Annotated in this window: 17 protein-coding genes; 2 read left to right on the plus strand and 15 right to left on the minus strand. The window is 39.0% G+C overall.

Annotated elements, in window-relative coordinates; genetic code table 11:
* Nucleotides 1-80 precede the first annotated feature (80 nt).
* The 14 genes from ACFPOH_RS14945 to ACFPOH_RS15010 all read right to left on the minus strand — a co-directional run bounded on the left by ACFPOH_RS14945 (nucleotide 81) and on the right by ACFPOH_RS15010 (nucleotide 13,646).
* Entirely contained in the window at nucleotides 81-2,279 is a 2,199-nt protein-coding gene (locus tag ACFPOH_RS14945; protein ID WP_390310444.1) for a histidine kinase dimerization/phospho-acceptor domain-containing protein, read from the minus strand.
* 15 nt (nucleotides 2,280-2,294) lie between these two features.
* Nucleotides 2,295-2,450 carry a hypothetical protein gene (locus ACFPOH_RS14950; protein WP_342470571.1) on the minus strand — a complete coding sequence of 52 codons (156 nt, stop codon included), beginning with the start codon at nucleotides 2,448-2,450 and terminating at the stop codon, nucleotides 2,295-2,297.
* On the minus strand, nucleotides 2,428-3,120 hold the full coding sequence (locus ACFPOH_RS14955; RefSeq protein ID WP_342470572.1) for a response regulator transcription factor: 693 nt from the start codon (nucleotides 3,118-3,120) through the stop codon (nucleotides 2,428-2,430). The genes ACFPOH_RS14950 and ACFPOH_RS14955 overlap by 23 nt, the downstream gene beginning before the upstream one ends.
* Before the next feature lie 538 nt (nucleotides 3,121-3,658).
* A complete protein-coding gene (locus ACFPOH_RS14960; RefSeq protein WP_342470573.1) occupies nucleotides 3,659-4,513 on the minus strand; it encodes a hypothetical protein in 855 nt (284 codons plus the stop codon).
* 5 nt (nucleotides 4,514-4,518) lie between these two features.
* A complete protein-coding gene (locus tag ACFPOH_RS14965) occupies nucleotides 4,519-5,148 on the minus strand; it encodes a hypothetical protein (RefSeq protein ID WP_390310447.1) in 630 nt (209 codons plus the stop codon).
* A gap of 15 nt (nucleotides 5,149-5,163) precedes the next feature.
* Complete coding sequence (locus tag ACFPOH_RS14970; protein ID WP_342470575.1) at nucleotides 5,164-6,279, minus strand: lysozyme family protein; 1,116 nt, start codon at nucleotides 6,277-6,279, stop codon at nucleotides 5,164-5,166.
* Nucleotides 6,279-8,243, minus strand: a complete 1,965-nt coding sequence (locus ACFPOH_RS14975) for a VirB4 family type IV secretion system protein (RefSeq protein ID WP_342470576.1) — start codon at nucleotides 8,241-8,243, stop codon at nucleotides 6,279-6,281. Before ACFPOH_RS14975 ends, ACFPOH_RS14970 begins: the two co-directional genes overlap by 1 nt.
* 15 nt (nucleotides 8,244-8,258) lie before the next feature.
* Complete coding sequence (locus ACFPOH_RS14980; RefSeq protein ID WP_342470577.1) at nucleotides 8,259-8,894, minus strand: hypothetical protein; 636 nt, start codon at nucleotides 8,892-8,894, stop codon at nucleotides 8,259-8,261.
* 5 nt (nucleotides 8,895-8,899) lie between these two features.
* Nucleotides 8,900-9,193: a DUF5592 family protein gene (locus ACFPOH_RS14985; protein ID WP_342470578.1), complete on the minus strand. Its 294-nt coding sequence runs from the start codon at nucleotides 9,191-9,193 to the stop codon at nucleotides 8,900-8,902.
* Between the two features lie 62 nt (nucleotides 9,194-9,255).
* Nucleotides 9,256-10,917 (minus strand): pLS20_p028 family conjugation system transmembrane protein, encoded by a 1,662-nt coding sequence (locus tag ACFPOH_RS14990; protein WP_342580778.1) that lies wholly within the window; start codon nucleotides 10,915-10,917, stop codon nucleotides 9,256-9,258.
* A 67-nt stretch (nucleotides 10,918-10,984) separates the two neighbouring features.
* Nucleotides 10,985-11,188 (minus strand): hypothetical protein, encoded by a 204-nt coding sequence (locus tag ACFPOH_RS14995; RefSeq protein ID WP_342470580.1) that lies wholly within the window; start codon nucleotides 11,186-11,188, stop codon nucleotides 10,985-10,987.
* A 120-nt stretch (nucleotides 11,189-11,308) separates the two neighbouring features.
* Nucleotides 11,309-12,427 (minus strand): hypothetical protein, encoded by a 1,119-nt coding sequence (locus ACFPOH_RS15000; protein ID WP_342580777.1) that lies wholly within the window; start codon nucleotides 12,425-12,427, stop codon nucleotides 11,309-11,311.
* A 130-nt stretch (nucleotides 12,428-12,557) separates the two neighbouring features.
* The gene (locus ACFPOH_RS15005; protein WP_390310451.1) at nucleotides 12,558-12,785 is read right to left on the minus strand and encodes a hypothetical protein; all 228 of its coding nucleotides are present in this window, start codon (nucleotides 12,783-12,785) and stop codon (nucleotides 12,558-12,560) included.
* Between the two features lie 387 nt (nucleotides 12,786-13,172).
* On the minus strand, nucleotides 13,173-13,646 hold the full coding sequence (locus ACFPOH_RS15010; RefSeq protein WP_390310453.1) for a helix-turn-helix transcriptional regulator: 474 nt from the start codon (nucleotides 13,644-13,646) through the stop codon (nucleotides 13,173-13,175).
* A gap of 341 nt (nucleotides 13,647-13,987) precedes the next feature.
* Between ACFPOH_RS15010 and ACFPOH_RS15015 the strand changes: the two genes are divergently transcribed.
* Nucleotides 13,988-14,278 carry a helix-turn-helix domain-containing protein gene (locus ACFPOH_RS15015; RefSeq protein WP_342470583.1) on the plus strand — a complete coding sequence of 97 codons (291 nt, stop codon included), beginning with the start codon at nucleotides 13,988-13,990 and terminating at the stop codon, nucleotides 14,276-14,278.
* Nucleotides 14,279-14,665: 387 nt separating this feature from the next.
* Here ACFPOH_RS15015 and ACFPOH_RS15020 read toward each other — a convergent pair whose 3' ends face one another.
* A complete protein-coding gene (locus ACFPOH_RS15020; protein ID WP_342470584.1) occupies nucleotides 14,666-15,553 on the minus strand; it encodes a DMT family transporter in 888 nt (295 codons plus the stop codon).
* 177 nt (nucleotides 15,554-15,730) lie between these two features.
* On the opposite strand from ACFPOH_RS15020, the gene ACFPOH_RS15025 reads away from it, so the two are divergent.
* A complete protein-coding gene (locus ACFPOH_RS15025) occupies nucleotides 15,731-15,961 on the plus strand; it encodes an excisionase family DNA-binding protein (protein WP_342580774.1) in 231 nt (76 codons plus the stop codon).
* Nucleotides 15,962-16,167: the final 206 nt, after the last annotated feature.

Genomic DNA, 16,167 nt, shown 5'->3' on the forward strand with positions numbered 1-16,167 from the left:
ACAAATATCCACACAAATTAAAAGAAAGAGCAAACGGAGAATTTCCCCATTTGCTCCCTTTCATCATCAAACTCTTAAACTCACACTGCGCTCACTGTCACAACGACTTTAAATAAATCTCCATCCACGCCAATCTCCAATTTCCCGTGATGCAACTCCACAATCGATTGGGCGATGGCAAGTCCAAGACCGGAGCCTTCCGTATGTCTCGACTCATCCGCCCGCTTGAACCGTTCCTTCAATTCCTCCACATTATCTCCCAATTCATAATTGGCTATATTTTTCACCGAAAATTCAGCCATGGAGCCAACCTTTTTCAACGTCACATAAACTCTCGTGCCGCTCAGTGAATATTTCAATGCATTGACAATCAAATTATCAATCACCCGCCACCATTTTTGACCGTCCACATCGGCGTAAATCGGTTCATCCGGCAACACGACACGCAATTCCAAGTTCGCTTTTTCAAAATCTTCTTTATGTTCGCCAACCGCCTGTTGCAACAGTTGCGTCAGATTGATTCGTTCCTTCTTCAGCTCCACATTCCCGCTGGACATTTTCGATACTTCAAAGAGATCCTCAATCAGCGTTTTCAATCGTTGGGATTTATTATCCAATATTTCGATATATCTGTTCCTTTCTTCTTCCGTTATCTCCGGATTTTTCAATAAATCCGTATACGTAATAATGGAAGTCAAAGGCGTCCGCAAATCGTGGCTGACATTCGTAATCAATTCCGTTTTCAAACGCTCGCTTTTCGCCTGCTCCGTCAAAGATTTGCGAACCCCTTCCTGCAATTCGTTCAAATTTTGCGCGTGTTTGGCAAGCGGCGACTTCCCTTTCACCTCTACCTCCGCCGTCAAACGCCCTTCCGCCATCTCTTCCGTTTGCTTCATGATGCGGTTTAAATACCCTGCATTTCTTAAAAAAACGATGACGGCCGGCAGTGCGATAAAAAGAAACAATGGAACATAAACAACGATTGCTTGGAGATCCATGAACACCACCGCAAAGCCGAACCCTGCAAAAAAAGCGACGCATAAGATGAATAACGCCTGTACCCCGATGGAACGGGATAAAAATAAATCTTGGATACCGTCAGACAAACGGTACAGAAAGGCGTTTTTCCATTCACTTATTACCTTTTCTTCATTGTCCAACGATTCCCAAATCCATACAGCCCCCAAAATGCTCACTGCCGCAAAAATGAAAAGGAATGCAAAATGATAAGCCAAATCAAAGATATATCGTATCCAATACTCGTTTTGGAAATAATAGGTGTTATATACAATCAAATTCCCCATATCCAAAATGAATTTATAAGCCAAACTTGCGGAAATGAGGACTACTGCGATTCTGACATCCACCGGCAATTGTAAAAATAATCCTTTTCCCCGCTTATGACTTAATAAATTGTCCAATGAAGGTTTTGCGAAAGTCAACAGCGCTGCGATCGCTAACAAGGCGGTAGCCCAAATGCCGTAAAGGCTCATTTTGGACAGCATGAATGCTTGATAATCCTCTTTAAAGTAGGCGTTGTTCATCATCGATTTCGGAATGGTGATTTTCCCTTCAAAACGGAACACTTTTCCAGTCACCGGAATTTCATGATTCATTAATGTGTCATCATAATAATCCGGTTGAATGGTTCTGGAACTGTTTACGACTAAATAGCCATTTTTTCTTCCAAAACTTTCTGTAAAAACGGCATCCGCATTCACATCTCCAGACTGGAAGGTTTCTCCCGTCTCCACATTCCGCAACTCATATGCAAAATAGTTAAATTCATCCAAAAAGACTTTTTCTTCTTCTTTTTGCGATGCGGCATACTTATCGATAATCTCTTCTTTTTGCTTGCGGACTTTTTCCTCTACATATTCATCATCGCTAAAGTTTTTCTTAATATCCTCGATTTTCCGATCCCGCTCTTCCGTCAGCATCTTTTGCAATTCCGGGTCATCGGCAGCCTGTTCAATTCGTTCCTGGTACTGCGCTTTGATGTTTGCCACTTGATCGGTCAATGACCCATAATAATTCCGGTGATATTCAATTTCTTCTTGTGTCACCGTTATCTGCTTTTTTGCCTCTTCCAAATCAAAAGGTTCCAAGACGTAGCGGCCTATTCCATCTTTAAATCGTCCCAGATTCGCATTAAAATTGCCTGAATCGAAATAAGATTTCCCGATATATTGCGTACCAAAATTAATAAGCAAAAAAAATGAAAATATAACCCATGTCATAAGAAAAAGAGAGAGGAGGGTTTTCCATTTATTTTTCATGCGGTTCTCTCCTTCTCAAAACACCTTTGCCATAAAGGTGATAATGGTAGCCCATTCTCTTGCCAAAAAGAGAATTGTAAAACGAATGATTAAGATGATTCCTATTATTGAAGCGATAAAGCTGATACCCATCAAACCGTTTTCCAACTTATTTTTCAATTTTGTATCCAATTCCCCACACAACCTTTAAATATCTTGGATTTTTCGGATCTGCTTCGATTTTTTCACGGATTTTCCGAATGTGCACCGGAACGATATTTTCCGCATTGTACGCCTCTTCATTCCATACCCGTTCATAGATTTCCTGTATTGAAAAGACGCGGCCCGCATTTGTAAGGAGCAGCTCGGTGATTTTGTATTCGATCGGGGTGAGCTTCACAATCTCCCCATTGAGCCGCACTTCTTTCGCTTCCCGATCGATGGACAGACCGTTGACTTCGATTTTCGAATGGGGCGCACCGTTGTATGTACCAAGCTGGGTGTATCGTCTAAGCTGGGATTTCACACGGGCAATCAGCTCCAGTGGATGAAACGGCTTTGTAATGTAGTCATCCGCACCAATCGAGAGTCCGTGAATTTTGTCCGTTTCTTCGGCTTTTGCACTTAACATAATAATCGGAATGTTGCGCTCTTCCCGGATTTTAAACGTTGCTTGTATGCCATCCAAATTCGGCATCATGATATCCAAAATAATCAGATGCACTTCATTTTTGGAAAGAATCTCGAGCGCCTCTTTTCCGTCTTTTGCCTTCAACACGTTATAGCCTTCGTTTTTTAAATAAATTTCGATGCCGTCACGAATGTCCTGATCATCGTCTGTGACAAGCACAGTCAAATCCATCCGTACCACCTCATCTCTTTTTCTTACAGTTTAATCATAAAATATGTTTCTTACAAAATTGGGGTGGAAAATCTTAAGAAATCCTTAAGATTCCCACTTCATTTTTATGTATAGATGTAAATATAATTTTAACACGAAAACAGGCCGTTTACTGGTATATTTTGGTTGATAGCAGCTCTATTAAAAAAGTTGGAGAAGTTTAAACACTTCTTCATTTTTGTTCGATGAAGATAACTTTATCACACATCAAAAAAGGGGGATCTGACGGCGGCTTTGCCCATCTTCCTGCATGTCCGCTCTGCTGATTGCAAAAACGATCCCTTGGCATGCGGAAAGACATTTAAGAAGACTTATGGGGAATAAGCATGGAACGTAAGAGGGGTTGCAAAAGAGGATGCTTGCTTGAGGCCAATAATGAAGCCGGACTTTTACTTATCCAAGTTTGTAAAAAAAAAGCGCAGCCGGACTTTTTCTTTCCGGCCGCTCATTCTTCCATTTCCATAAAACAGGTCTTTCCTGATGCTTAAGAAAAACCGCATCAATTAAAATATTTCAAATCACGTTTCCGTTGTTCCAACCTTTCTATTTTGGCTTCCAACGATTTAATGTCCAGCTCTAAATTTTCAATTGTATTGTTGGATTTTTGGATTTCCTTTTCCATATTATAAATGCTGTTGTTTGTCTGCTCCTGCTCTTCCAATGTCTGATAAATAATTTCATTTTTTAATGTGGCAATTTCCTCATTGATGCGATTGATTACACTCTTCTCATTTTTGATTTTATTGTTCAATTCTTCAATTTCTTTTTTACTTTCTTCAATCATTTCATCCGTTACCTGGATGGCATAATCCTTTACATTTCTTTCCGTGATGGAACCTCTTTTGACCACCCTTTCATCCGCATAAATGCTGGTTATCAATTTTTCTTCATTATGATTTTCCGTTGATTCCTGTTCGAATTCTTCGCCCAATAAAATATCTTTTTTCACCAGACGCAACGCTACTTGTTGGAAGTTTTTCGGCACTTCATGAATGTCAATGATGTAAATATCATTGCTGGAATAAACCACTTCCGTCGGCAATTCCTTGTCCAAGTTTACTCTCGCCACAGCCCTGAAGTTCAATTCGGATAAGTAACTTCTCATATTCGATGTAATTAAAGTGACTTGCATTTTATGGTTTTTTTCATCATAAACCCAATCTTTGATGATGAATTTGCCGTTCGAATTGAGATTATGTTCTTTCCCGATTTCCGTATTCAAAATGTCCAATTCATCCGCAATGAACACTTTGCTTGTTAAAAAAAATGCAAATCCTACAATAAAGAAAAGGGTGATGACGATATATAAATTGGACCATTGGGTAGTCAAATTTTTCCTCTTTTTCTTCTTCATTCCGGTCAAACACCTCCTATATTATTGATGGGCTCTATCCCTTTCACTTTATAAATTCCGCCAGTTTCAACCATGTGAAGTAAAACAAAGTCATTTCTTTTCTCCACATAACCATTCTTATAATCGATTTTCAAATCATAACTGACAATCACTTTTTTATTATCTTCGCTGTTTAAATACACCTGAATGTTGCTCACTTTCGTGGTGGATTTGAATTGGGATTCGTCCAAGCCGTCGCTGGGAAAAAGGGTTTCGGTCAGTTCATCGGTCATATAATGTGAAGCGTTTTGTTTGGCGGTCACATAGTTTTCCGAATTCACGTTATAGGCGTATTCTATAAATCTCCGCGCTGTATTCTTTAAGTTTTCAGTCGACTGGTTACCGGATGAATATCCCCCATTATCACTTTTCTTTGTATTTTCCCCATTTTGTATATCCGGTTGATTCTCCAAAGCAAGGACTTCCTGCTGCAAATCCGAGATTTCCTTTTCTTTTTCTTCCAGCAATTTCGCGTATCTTTCATGTCTTTCCGATTCGTTGTTTGCCAATTTCTTAAAAGAGTAGATGTTTCCCGAAAGAGAAAGGACAAGGACAATACCAAGCGTCACCATTATGCTGAGATATTTGGCTTGCATACCGCGATTCTCCCCTTATTTGAATAAAAATGGTGTTGGGTCAAATTGGCCACCCCACATTTCCGTCTTGAGTTCAAAATGCAAGTGAGTACCCGTAGCACGTCCGGTTTTTCCGCAAGCACCGATTGATTGCCCGCTTGAAACACTTTGGCCGTTTTTTACATTGATTTTACTTAAATGGGCGTAAGCGCTGATGAAATTGCCATGCTGGATTTGAACCAGGTTTCCGTACGTGCCCCTTACGCCTGCATAAACCACTACACCATCCTGAACGGCATGGACTGTATTCGATTCATTGCAACTCAAATCCACTCCCAAATGAAACTCTCTTACCCCGTCCAAAGTGCGCCATCCATAAGGTGAAGTGATTTCCAACGACCGTTTCAATGGAGAGGAGAAACCGTTTGAAAGTGTGGCTGAATTGCCCATCATCGCAGAAGGCAAGTATCTCAATACGGCATCCACATATTCAATGTCCCCATAGCAAGCTTGATATTGAATGGCGGCAGGTCTATGGCATTTATACAACCCGGTGTTTTTGAACTTTTGATACATTTTTTGCGAATACTCAATCGCCAATTCCTTTGTGTACGCTCCTCCATTGGCCATCACATAGTCAATAAATCCGCTTCCGAAGTTATAGCTTTGAAGCGTCAATTTTACATCGTAATTCGCCTTTTGCAAAACATTGACGAAGTGTTTTACACCATACACAATACTTTCGTCCGGGTTCTTGATACATCCGATTCGCCCGCATTTTGATTCACTTGCCTGCATCGGATCATTGCCTCTTCCTCCACTCTCCTGCATCATTAAAGCAAGCAATAAATCTGTATATTGTTCAAGCTCAAATTTGGATAATTCGGAAGCGATTTGTTCCCGATACCGTTCAACTTCCGGCGATACTTGAGCCGTACCAAAAGCCGACATTTCCACATTTTCCCCTGTCTTTAAAACACCTTGTATGGCCCCGATGATGCCGATCATGATAATAAAAAAGAGCAAAGCAATGATCGCAATGCTCCAAAGGATGATTTTCTTTCTGACCGTAAGAACTCTATATTTTTCTTTGATTCGGTTTTTTACAGATTTTTTTCCGACAGCGGCAGTGGCATTTATGACTTTTACCATTATGCGCCACCACCGAATAAAGTTAATTCATTAGGCGGAATTTCGACTTTAAACGTTATATTTTTAACCCCGGAAATGGAAAGGATTAAGTGGCCCGTTTCGAACCTAGGAATTAGCTGCAATTCAGAATCGGTTATCTGACCTTCAAAAATGGATTTGATGATCGGCAAAGTAATGGCATCCTGTTGCGCGATAAATTTGTATTGGGTAAGTTGGAACAATTTTTTAATATTTTCAGCGTTGTCATTGGTAATTTTCCCATCATAGTTCGGCACGAAGTCATTAATCGAATGGCTTACAAAGAATATGCCTCCGAAGTATTTTCTGGCTTCACGCATAAACCGTTCAATATATTGGACGGCCGGCTTTGAAATATCCCTTGTGTTGATGATGTTATGCGCTTCGTCCATAATAATGAGGTATTTGACAGCATCTTCCACCGTCAATTCCCCGTGATTGAACTTTCTGAATTGGTTGGATCCGTTGACAATCATTCCATCCCATAGGGTGTTCATGATATTGAACAATTGCGCCTGGAAAATCTCCCCTTGCAATGATAACAATGAACGCAAGGGAAACGACACAATCAGTTCATCATCAAAGGATCGGATGGATGAATGTCCATCGAAAATTTGACTATAAATTTCAATCAGATTTTTTATCGTCAATTCGATACTGCTTAATATGGCCACATTGCTTTCCGACAAATTTTGTTTGATGATTCTGTTCGGAAAGTCCTCGTAAAGTTCATCCCGGATTAACTGAAGGAACTCGCTGAAAGTTGGATATTCATGTGCTTTGAAGGTTGTAATCGGCAATACTTTCTTTTCCGACCACAAACCCTTTCGAATATATAACTTTAATAATAGAGAAGAAAACATCGACTTTTCATCATCGGTCGCTGTCGGCTTCAGATAATTATAAAAAACTTTCAACTTGGATAGATGCTGCATGAAAGACAGTTCTTCATTCGTGCTGCCATCATCATTGACCGCTGTTTTATATACATGCAGAGGGTTAATGATCCCTTCCGAACCGTCCAATGCGATCTGTTTTCCACCAAGGGCTTCCACCAACTCGCTGAATTCACCGGTTATATCGAGGATGCGAACTTTGTTTCCGCGTATCGCCTGTTCAAGAACCATTTTTTTCAACAATGTCGATTTCCCGCTTCCCATCACGCCGACCATTAAAGCATTATAATGCTTCCTTTGTTTGTCTTTATGGAAAAGATCGAACAGCACGGTTCCTCCAGTGTAGGTTGTGCCTAGATAAGTGCCATTCGGATCGTGCAAAGCGGTGTAGTGGAAAGGATATCCTCCAGCCAATGTGGTAGCGGAAATTTCTTTTCCTTTTCGTTTATTGACATATTTCAATTGTGTATGATAGCTCGTAAACATACTTTCCCATTCCCATTCCTGTTCATTTAGAAAAACAGCGGAACGGAAATTCATCGCTTCCAATTCTTCCATTACTCTGCGTGTATTAATCTCCAATTCTTCCAAAGTTTTGCCTTTCACGTATAAACGGAGATGAATACATTTGACAATTTCCCCGAGCGCTATGTCATTGTAAAGCTGATCCAATTCCTGATACAGATTTCGTGCATCAATGCGCTCAATATTTTCTTTGGCGTTGTAAAAACGGGCGTTCTGCTCGGCCATCGCACGATTGATTTTTTCAACCACTTCATGTTTATTGGCATTGGCAATATCAATTGTGGCAATGACATTGGGCATGTTTAAAATGGGTTCCAACCAATAATCTTGTACGATGCTTTGATATTTATAGACATGCAAACACGTTATGTACCCGTCTCCCAAACGTATATAATTCGGTTCAAATTTAATCCCGCCTTGTGGCTGTATCGCCGCAACCAGATTGGGGTTGTAGCCTTTTTCAACTTTTACTTCTTCGTCGGATTTCTTTCGGATGATACGTTGCAATTTTTCAATCAGATCCATGCCCTTCCTGCCCCCTTATTCATTTTCGTTCAACGGTTTTGTGTTAGGGTTAAACAATTGGAATAGAATATTGGTCTTTTTCTCCAAAGGAATCCCAATCACCGGATTGCTTCGGCTTAACAAACTTTTCACCCGCTGTACCTTTTCCAATAACTTCTTTTCATCGTCAGAATAAAGAAATAAGAAGTACTCCCGGTTCGTACGGTATTTTTCAAGGTTTTCCAATTCTTTCATTCTCGCTTTTAAAAAAGTTTCGTAGGCCGGATTTTTATTGTTTCTCATTCGTTGGGCAATATAGGCTTTTTGCCGTTCCAAACTCAAAGGCACATCCAACGGGACGATTTTCAGATCGTCAATATAGGTGGCGTAAAATATGGCCAAGGTATTAATATCATTCTGCAAATCTGTTTCATTAAGCGAGTAAATGTCCTTCGATTCGATTTGAACAATTTCCAGATATTCGCCGCTCCTCATTTCGAAAAAATCATTGTTGGTGATATCAATAATTGGACAGATTTCTGCGAAAGAAGATTTAACGGCCGTTTTTTTCTGTTTCTCCTGTTTTTCGGAAATGACGTTGTTCTCATCAAGAATCGCAAAACCGTTTTGCGAACTTTTCTGCTTCGTCTTTTTTTCATCTAAAAATACCATTCATGTCACTCACTTTCAGAATGATCGATTGCACAATAAGTATTTTTTTTTCGCACAATCGCATAATATATCGCATGAAACATCCGTTTGTTCGGATTGCTTTTCGGTCGAATAATCATAAATATGCCAAACAGCACCAAGAAAACCGTGTACCAGACTTTTAAATCACTGTGTACATATTCGATGGTGATTGCTCTGAATAAAATTAATCCGACAATAAAAAGTAAATCGAACAAATAAATGAATTTCGTAATTTTCAATTCACTGGAAATTTCCCTAGGAATCCGATAAATGCGCATAATCACACCCCGTTAAAAAAGAAAAGTAGTATTTTAAATGGCAACACTACCTTTCTTTCAGTTTATGACTTCACTTTTTCACGTTTTTTGATTCGTTTTAATCGTTCTTCCGCACTTTGACTTTTAATAATATATTTTCGTTGATCGTTTCCGTTTTCTTGGGAATGGCGATTCGTTTCATATGCCAATGATTCATTTTCATCTGCGAATCCATTGGAGAAATCGATTGAATGTTTTTTGGTTTGATGATTTTGGACATTTTGAGTTGAAGTTTGTTGCCCTTTATTGTTCACTGATAAATCTTCGCTGTAAGGAGAACTTGCCGCATTTAGATGGCCTTGGCGGTTTTTCCCGATTGCAAGGTTGATATCTTGGGCTTCTGTTCCTGTTTGGCTGACAGCTTTCATACCGGAGCCCGCCAAATGCCCTGCCAGCGATTGATTAACATTACTTTCAAATGGGGATTTGGGTTGCAATTTACTTAAAGGCGATTGATTTCCGATTACATGTTCAGTTTCAATTCTTTGATTTTTGGATTGGCCTTGGTTTATATCTTCAAGAGTATGCTCCGCTGATAATTTGCCTTTGATCGCTTTGGCCAATCCGTTTCCGAATTTTTCGGTAGCATACGCTCCGACCGCCAATCCCCAACCATTTCTGAGGCCGGCATCGATGCCAAACAGCCTTTCCACTATATTCGGGCAGTCGATCACCGCCACACTGAAACCGATTAAAGCGATTAAATACGCCCATCCATCCAAATTATTTTCCAACCAGACAGTCCCGATCATATAAAGTTTCATCGACAGGAAGATTAAGATGACCACGATAAAAATGCCCAATATATTTTGCAAAATCTTTTTTGTTTTTTGTCCGTCATGGATATCAACAGGGGCGATAATCGTTGCGAGCAACTGATTAAACACCAATTCAAATGACAGCCTTGCCAGCTTATAAGCAATGGCGAACAATGTGAATCCCAATGCGCCAAGAGTAATGACGATGGTCAGCCAATCAACCGAGAATCTATAGTAGTATTCTTCATTCCATCCGTTTTCCCCGTCTTGTTCAAGTTCGGCCAATTCGACAGAGCCGTTTTTCCATGTCAAATAATGCTGGGCGACTTCGGGATGCTGGAGATTCAATTCTTCATGTTTGAGTTTTTCTGTAATTTTAATATTGCGTACGATACTCAATGGCAAGCTTTGGATTTTCTCCGGGTTCTCCCAGTTATTTTTATCAAACTCCACTAAGTCTGTTATATTCCTGGAAATGATGTTTTCCGATATGGTTCCATTATCAACACTGTATAATGATCCGTTATTGATGGCGCGGATCGCTTCATCCGTAAACTGATTCACCCTTTCCATCCCGCTGAACATCAATACTAAAACGGAAATGGATACGATTAAATTGATCCCGATTGTTTCAGCATCCAATTTTCTTTGGAAAATCAACATATACCCGGTAATAATTAAACTAAGGGCCAATAAAACCCATAACAACGGTCTGATGGAATCTATAAACGAGACCACTTCCGGGTTTTGGAAAAATTGCTTCGTCAGTAATATGGTGTCAATGACATTTTCCATCCCGTCCACTAAGATGGATAAACCTTTGATGACCACCCAACCAACCGTACGCATTCCATCCATAAAAACATTTCCTATCGAAAGGAAATCCTCGAATTTTTCCAAAATATCAATGGTTTCTTGATTACTCACGTGATTTTCTCACCGCCTTTTATTACCGTTCAATTTTGCATCAACTTCGATTGCAGCGTTTCATCTTTTACATTTCAATAATTTCCGAAAGATTTCGATTGATTTTATAATCGTATGTGTCCACAAGGGTGATTGTTTTTTGGGCGGAAGTTTCCTCATCCGTTTCATTAAAAATGGTGATGAAACAATCGTTTAACAAAACCCTTATTTTTCCGCCTCTCTCAAGTAATGATTTATTTTTTTGGATAATTTGGTATAAAGCATTTTGCACCTTTGATCTCCTTCCTAATGATTTTCCTTCGTTTCTATTCCGCTTTTGTGGAAACACCTTTCCAGTTTAAATATTATCTATGCCGCAAAAATGCGCCCCGCCGGCTTCCATTGCTTTTCTTTATAAACTTTGCAATTCTTTTCTTTTATCTGTAATTTGTTTGGCCAGTTGGTTCGCTTCATTAATTTTCCGCTCATTCACCATGACTTTATATTTTTCTTCCAATGTTTTAATTTCAGCAGTGATAACCTCATATTTCGTAATCTTTTTAGATAATTCATCACTATTGTTATTGTTTAATTCCAGTTTCGCCTCATCTATTTTTCCAAGTTTCAATAATGCATAAGTTTTCATTTCGGAGCGTTTCACATTCATTCTTACATTTTGGATGTTCAGCATCAGTTTCCAGTCCCCGTCCAAATAAGCCAAATCATATCTTGCCTCATTTGTGGGATAAATTTCGTTAAATGCCGCTATTTTTTCCCTTTTTGTTTTCTTTGGAAGCGTTGAACTCATGATCATTGTTTCAGCCTGAATATGATCTCCATCAAATAACTCAACCGCTTTTTGGAATTTGTTATTGTTTATATATTCAAGAAATAAAATTTGCACTTGATTATCCGTCAGCTTCTTCTTATCTAATTGTTCAAGTTTGGCAAACATTTCGTTTTTGTCGCCCATTAAAGCACTCTCATATATCGCTATTAATTCCTGCGATTGTTTCAATTCTTCGCCGCTGTCTGCGAGGGCTTTTTCATAGTTGTCTTTTTGAACCACGTATGTAAATCCTGTCACTAAAGATCCTGTCAGACCCAATACGGCAATTGCATAAACGCTTTTACGCTGCCATCCTTTTAATTTTGAAATTTGACTTTTATCCACTTTGGCGAGGAATTTATCTACCTTTTCTTCCTTTTTGTATTTCTCCGGTGTCAACTTCTCGATTTGATCTAACAGATACAGCTTATCGGCCTGAAATTGTTTATCCACCTTAATGCGGTTGGCCATATTTTTAATTTTGTGATAAATATTCGGAAATTCATAAGAACCAAATTCAAATGTTCCTCTATAATAAACTTTGTTGTTATCCCCCAAGACTTGAAATTCGCTGGTGAATTGCTCCTTTTCTTTGCGGCATTCGTGTTCAATTTTATGGCTCAATTTGACCGCTTCAGCGAATGACATGAGTTCGAAATTCTTTATTTTTGAATTTGGAACGTTGTAAAAAATTACCTTCATCTGTAATCTCCTTTCCAAAAATTTAAGCCATCCCGCATGCATAGATGGCTTAAACATATTTATTGGTGATGATATCCCGCAAACAATAAAAGCTACTCTTCCCAATGATTTTTAGAGTAGCTCTGAAATCTTAAAATTTAATATTTGAACTGATCGAATTCGCAAGAGAATATGCGCCTAAAACAACAATTAAACCGACCACCCCGCCAATAAACCATTTGACGGCTTTTTGGCGGCCTTGTTCCCCTCCGAAAATCAAATAATATCCGCCGATACAAAATGCAATGGCAGTCGCTATAACGGCAGGCATTTGCAGCCATTCAAGAAAGGCTTGTCCCGTAGCGATTAAATTCTCCATTCATTTCCCTCCCTTTTACTCCAAGGTGCCGATTCGATCGTTCACATCCTGATTTCCACTTGAACTGATTCTCAAAAATTCCGCAAAAGAGCCCCCCACAACACACTCAATAAGGACAGTTTGGGGATTCGGTGAGTTTATAGCCGTTCACTCACAAACTCTATGCAGCATATAGCTGCAATGCACAGTGTTTTTAGATAACACAGAACTATCCATGTAGCCTTTTTCATGAACAAGTTTTAGGAGTCACTTATTGAACCTTCACTTATGTATATCCGTCTGCCCGACTACCAGGCAACAGACACATCGTTATTCAATTGTTTTTTTAATAACCGTCCTTATTGAGTGTGTTGTCGGCCCCAAATGGTTAAGTTTATATTTATCTATTTATACATTTGCTTTCGCTTTGATTTTTTTAGGTTTCACTTTTTTTAATTCATCTGTTTCATTCTTGCGCTTTGCAATCACATGATTGTTTTTTACAACGGTTCTTGCCCGATAATATAACTCTGTCACTTTTTCAATTTCGCCCGTTTCCTTTTCGATACCCACGAAGCCTTTAAGTTCATATGTTTTACCTTCAAAAGTTCTTATCGAATCATTTGCAGGCAACTCATATAAACTCATTCTTTCCATTACTCTCTCACCTTTATCAAAGTCTATTTTGTCGAAGGGGATCTCTCCCAAAGAAGTTAAACCGATCAGACAAGAAAATTTATATAGATCGTAAACAGAAGGCAGTGTTTTATTATTTTCCCAGAAACTAATTTTTGCTTGCGAAACACCAACGGATTCCGCCACTTCCAACTGTGTGATATTGCGCTTTTCCCGTTCCCGTTTCATCCAATCTCCGAGTAACAAACATTTCACCACCATTTATTAGTTACGATATCCCGCACAACAATGAATATTTAAAAATTTATTGAATATTCAATATTAATTGGCATTTAAATTTTAACAAAGTTTTGTTATTAGTCAATTTATCCATAATTCCTAAAAAAATTGGTCCATTAGTCAAAAAGCACCGATTTGTGCAAAATTTATCTTTTTCTTTATATTTTCTTTGATTCGTTTCGCTGGAATGTGGATTTTGAAATATGTATAGTTATATTAGTTTCAAAAAAGCTGTCATTCTAAAGAGTGGATAAAAATACAGTGTTGGGGAGAAAAAGATTTCATTGAAGGAAGGAGGATCGGCATCATTGGATATACATACAGCTCTGGCCTTACGGATGAAAGAACTTGCGGAAGAACGGGGCAAAACACCAGCAGAAATCGGCAAACTGGGTGGTCTGAGACAATCCACCATTTCAGAAATCCTTCAAGGAAGATCAAAGCATCCTAAGATTGATACAATAACGAAGTATTGCCAAGGTTGCGGTATTTCGCTGCATGAATTTTTTCAAAGCGATTTATTCAAAATAGCGGAAATACCTCCCAAAAAAATGCATAAAAAAATGATGGAAAAAATGAACAGAAAAGCGGAGGGATGATTCTTTCCATATACATAATATAAAAATGATGAAAACTAGTATAAAAAAAATGTATAAAACATGTCGATATTTTAATAATAAAATGGTTAATTGTTATAGTTAAATATAAGCATTCAATTACACTTTTCTCAAAAATTTGCCGTTACATACAAATAAATACCATTATTCGACCGAACAAATAGGTAGTTTTCCTTTGGATTCGACAAATATTTCTTTATGTTAAATATATTTCAATTTCTTTTCTGATATTATATTTTTATTACATACTCCGAAATACAGTACTTAGTCCCTATATTTTACGCATTTCCTGCTGATTCGTTAAAGAAACATCTATACATATAATAAATGCCTGCAAAATTTTGCAGGCATTTAATTCATTTTAATGATTTATTGTGAACTTGCGTCTTTCAAATATTTAACGGTTTTCCTGCTTCCAATGGTCAATACAAGAATCCCGCCAAGCAGCAGCAGCACGCCCATCCAACTCATTGGGCTTAAATATTCCCCTACCAAAAAGACCCCGAGTAAAGCCGCTGTCAAAGGCTCCGCCAAAGACAATGTCACCGCTGAAGAAGAACTGATTTTTTCAAGACCCGCCAAATAGAAGATGTAGGCTAAACTCGTTGCAAATAGGCCCATAAAAAGCATTGGCCACAGATTTTGCCCTTCCAACACCCAGGAAACGCCACTTCCCGAAAAGGGCAACAGAAACAGCGCACATAAAGTAAAGGTCATCGCCACGCTCGGCAACGTCTCTTCCCTTTCCGTCAATTTCTTGCTGCAATTTGTATAAAGGGCAAACATGGACCCGGCACATAAAGCAAGCAAAATGCCCAAAGGATGAATCGTTGTATCCCCCCGCGTTACAAATAACAAAATGCAGCCTATAATGGCGAGCAATGTTGCAATTCCCCACACTCTGTTCGGACGTCGTTTAAAAAGCAGCCATTCAATGATTCCAGAAAAGACCGGTGAACTGCCAATGGTTACCACCGTTCCAACCGCCACTCCCGTATAGCGGACAGAAGTGAAAAATAAACATTGGAATAAAGCGATCGTCAGTGCTGCAAAAACGGTCCATTTCCAAGACCATTTTTTAAAATTGATTTTCCGCATGATGAGGACTGCAATGAGCAATACCCCTCCCCCAATCGCTGAACGCACTCCTGCAACAGCGATTGGCGAAATGCCTTCCCGCAAAAAAGTTTGGGTGGTTCCAACGGTTCCCCACAACATTGCCGCAAGCAACACGAATATATATGGTAATATGTTCATTGCATATCCTCCCGAAATGCTATTTTACTGTAATGCTACCATATTTTTCAGATGATTACATCATTTCGAAAACCGCTTAAAATCCTCGCCGTTTCCTATAATAATAATGTAAAATAAAAGTAAGAAATGACGGATCGTTTACACAGTGAAATCATAAAATGAAAGGCGGGTCGTAATATGTATAAAACCGTTAGCGAAACGGCAAAAGATCTCTCAATGCCTGAAGAAATGGTCCTGCGCTACATTTACGAAGGCCGCATCAAAGCTGTCCACGATGGTGAACAATTCCTCATCAACAGCGACCAATTTGACACGTACCTTGAACAATTAAAACTCCTGAAGGAAGAAATGGAACTTTGGCAAAACACCCCAATTCCGGATGACATGGATGTCCGGGATGAAGATTAACGATTACGGACGCTTTTCCTGAAAACATGTACCTTTCACAAGCAATTCAATGAAACCGAATGGACCGCTCATGAACAAAAAGAGGCTGGGACAAAACTAGCTTCTAGATAGGAAAAAGGAGAATTTGAACCAACTCAAATTCTCCTTTTTCCATTTATCCCCATTATTTTTGGTTAGTTGATCTTTGTTGGCCGTGTATTTTCGTA

It is taken from the genome of Ureibacillus suwonensis (genome assembly GCF_042655065.1).
Classification (GTDB): Bacteria; Bacillota; Bacilli; order Bacillales_A; family Planococcaceae; genus Ureibacillus; species Ureibacillus suwonensis.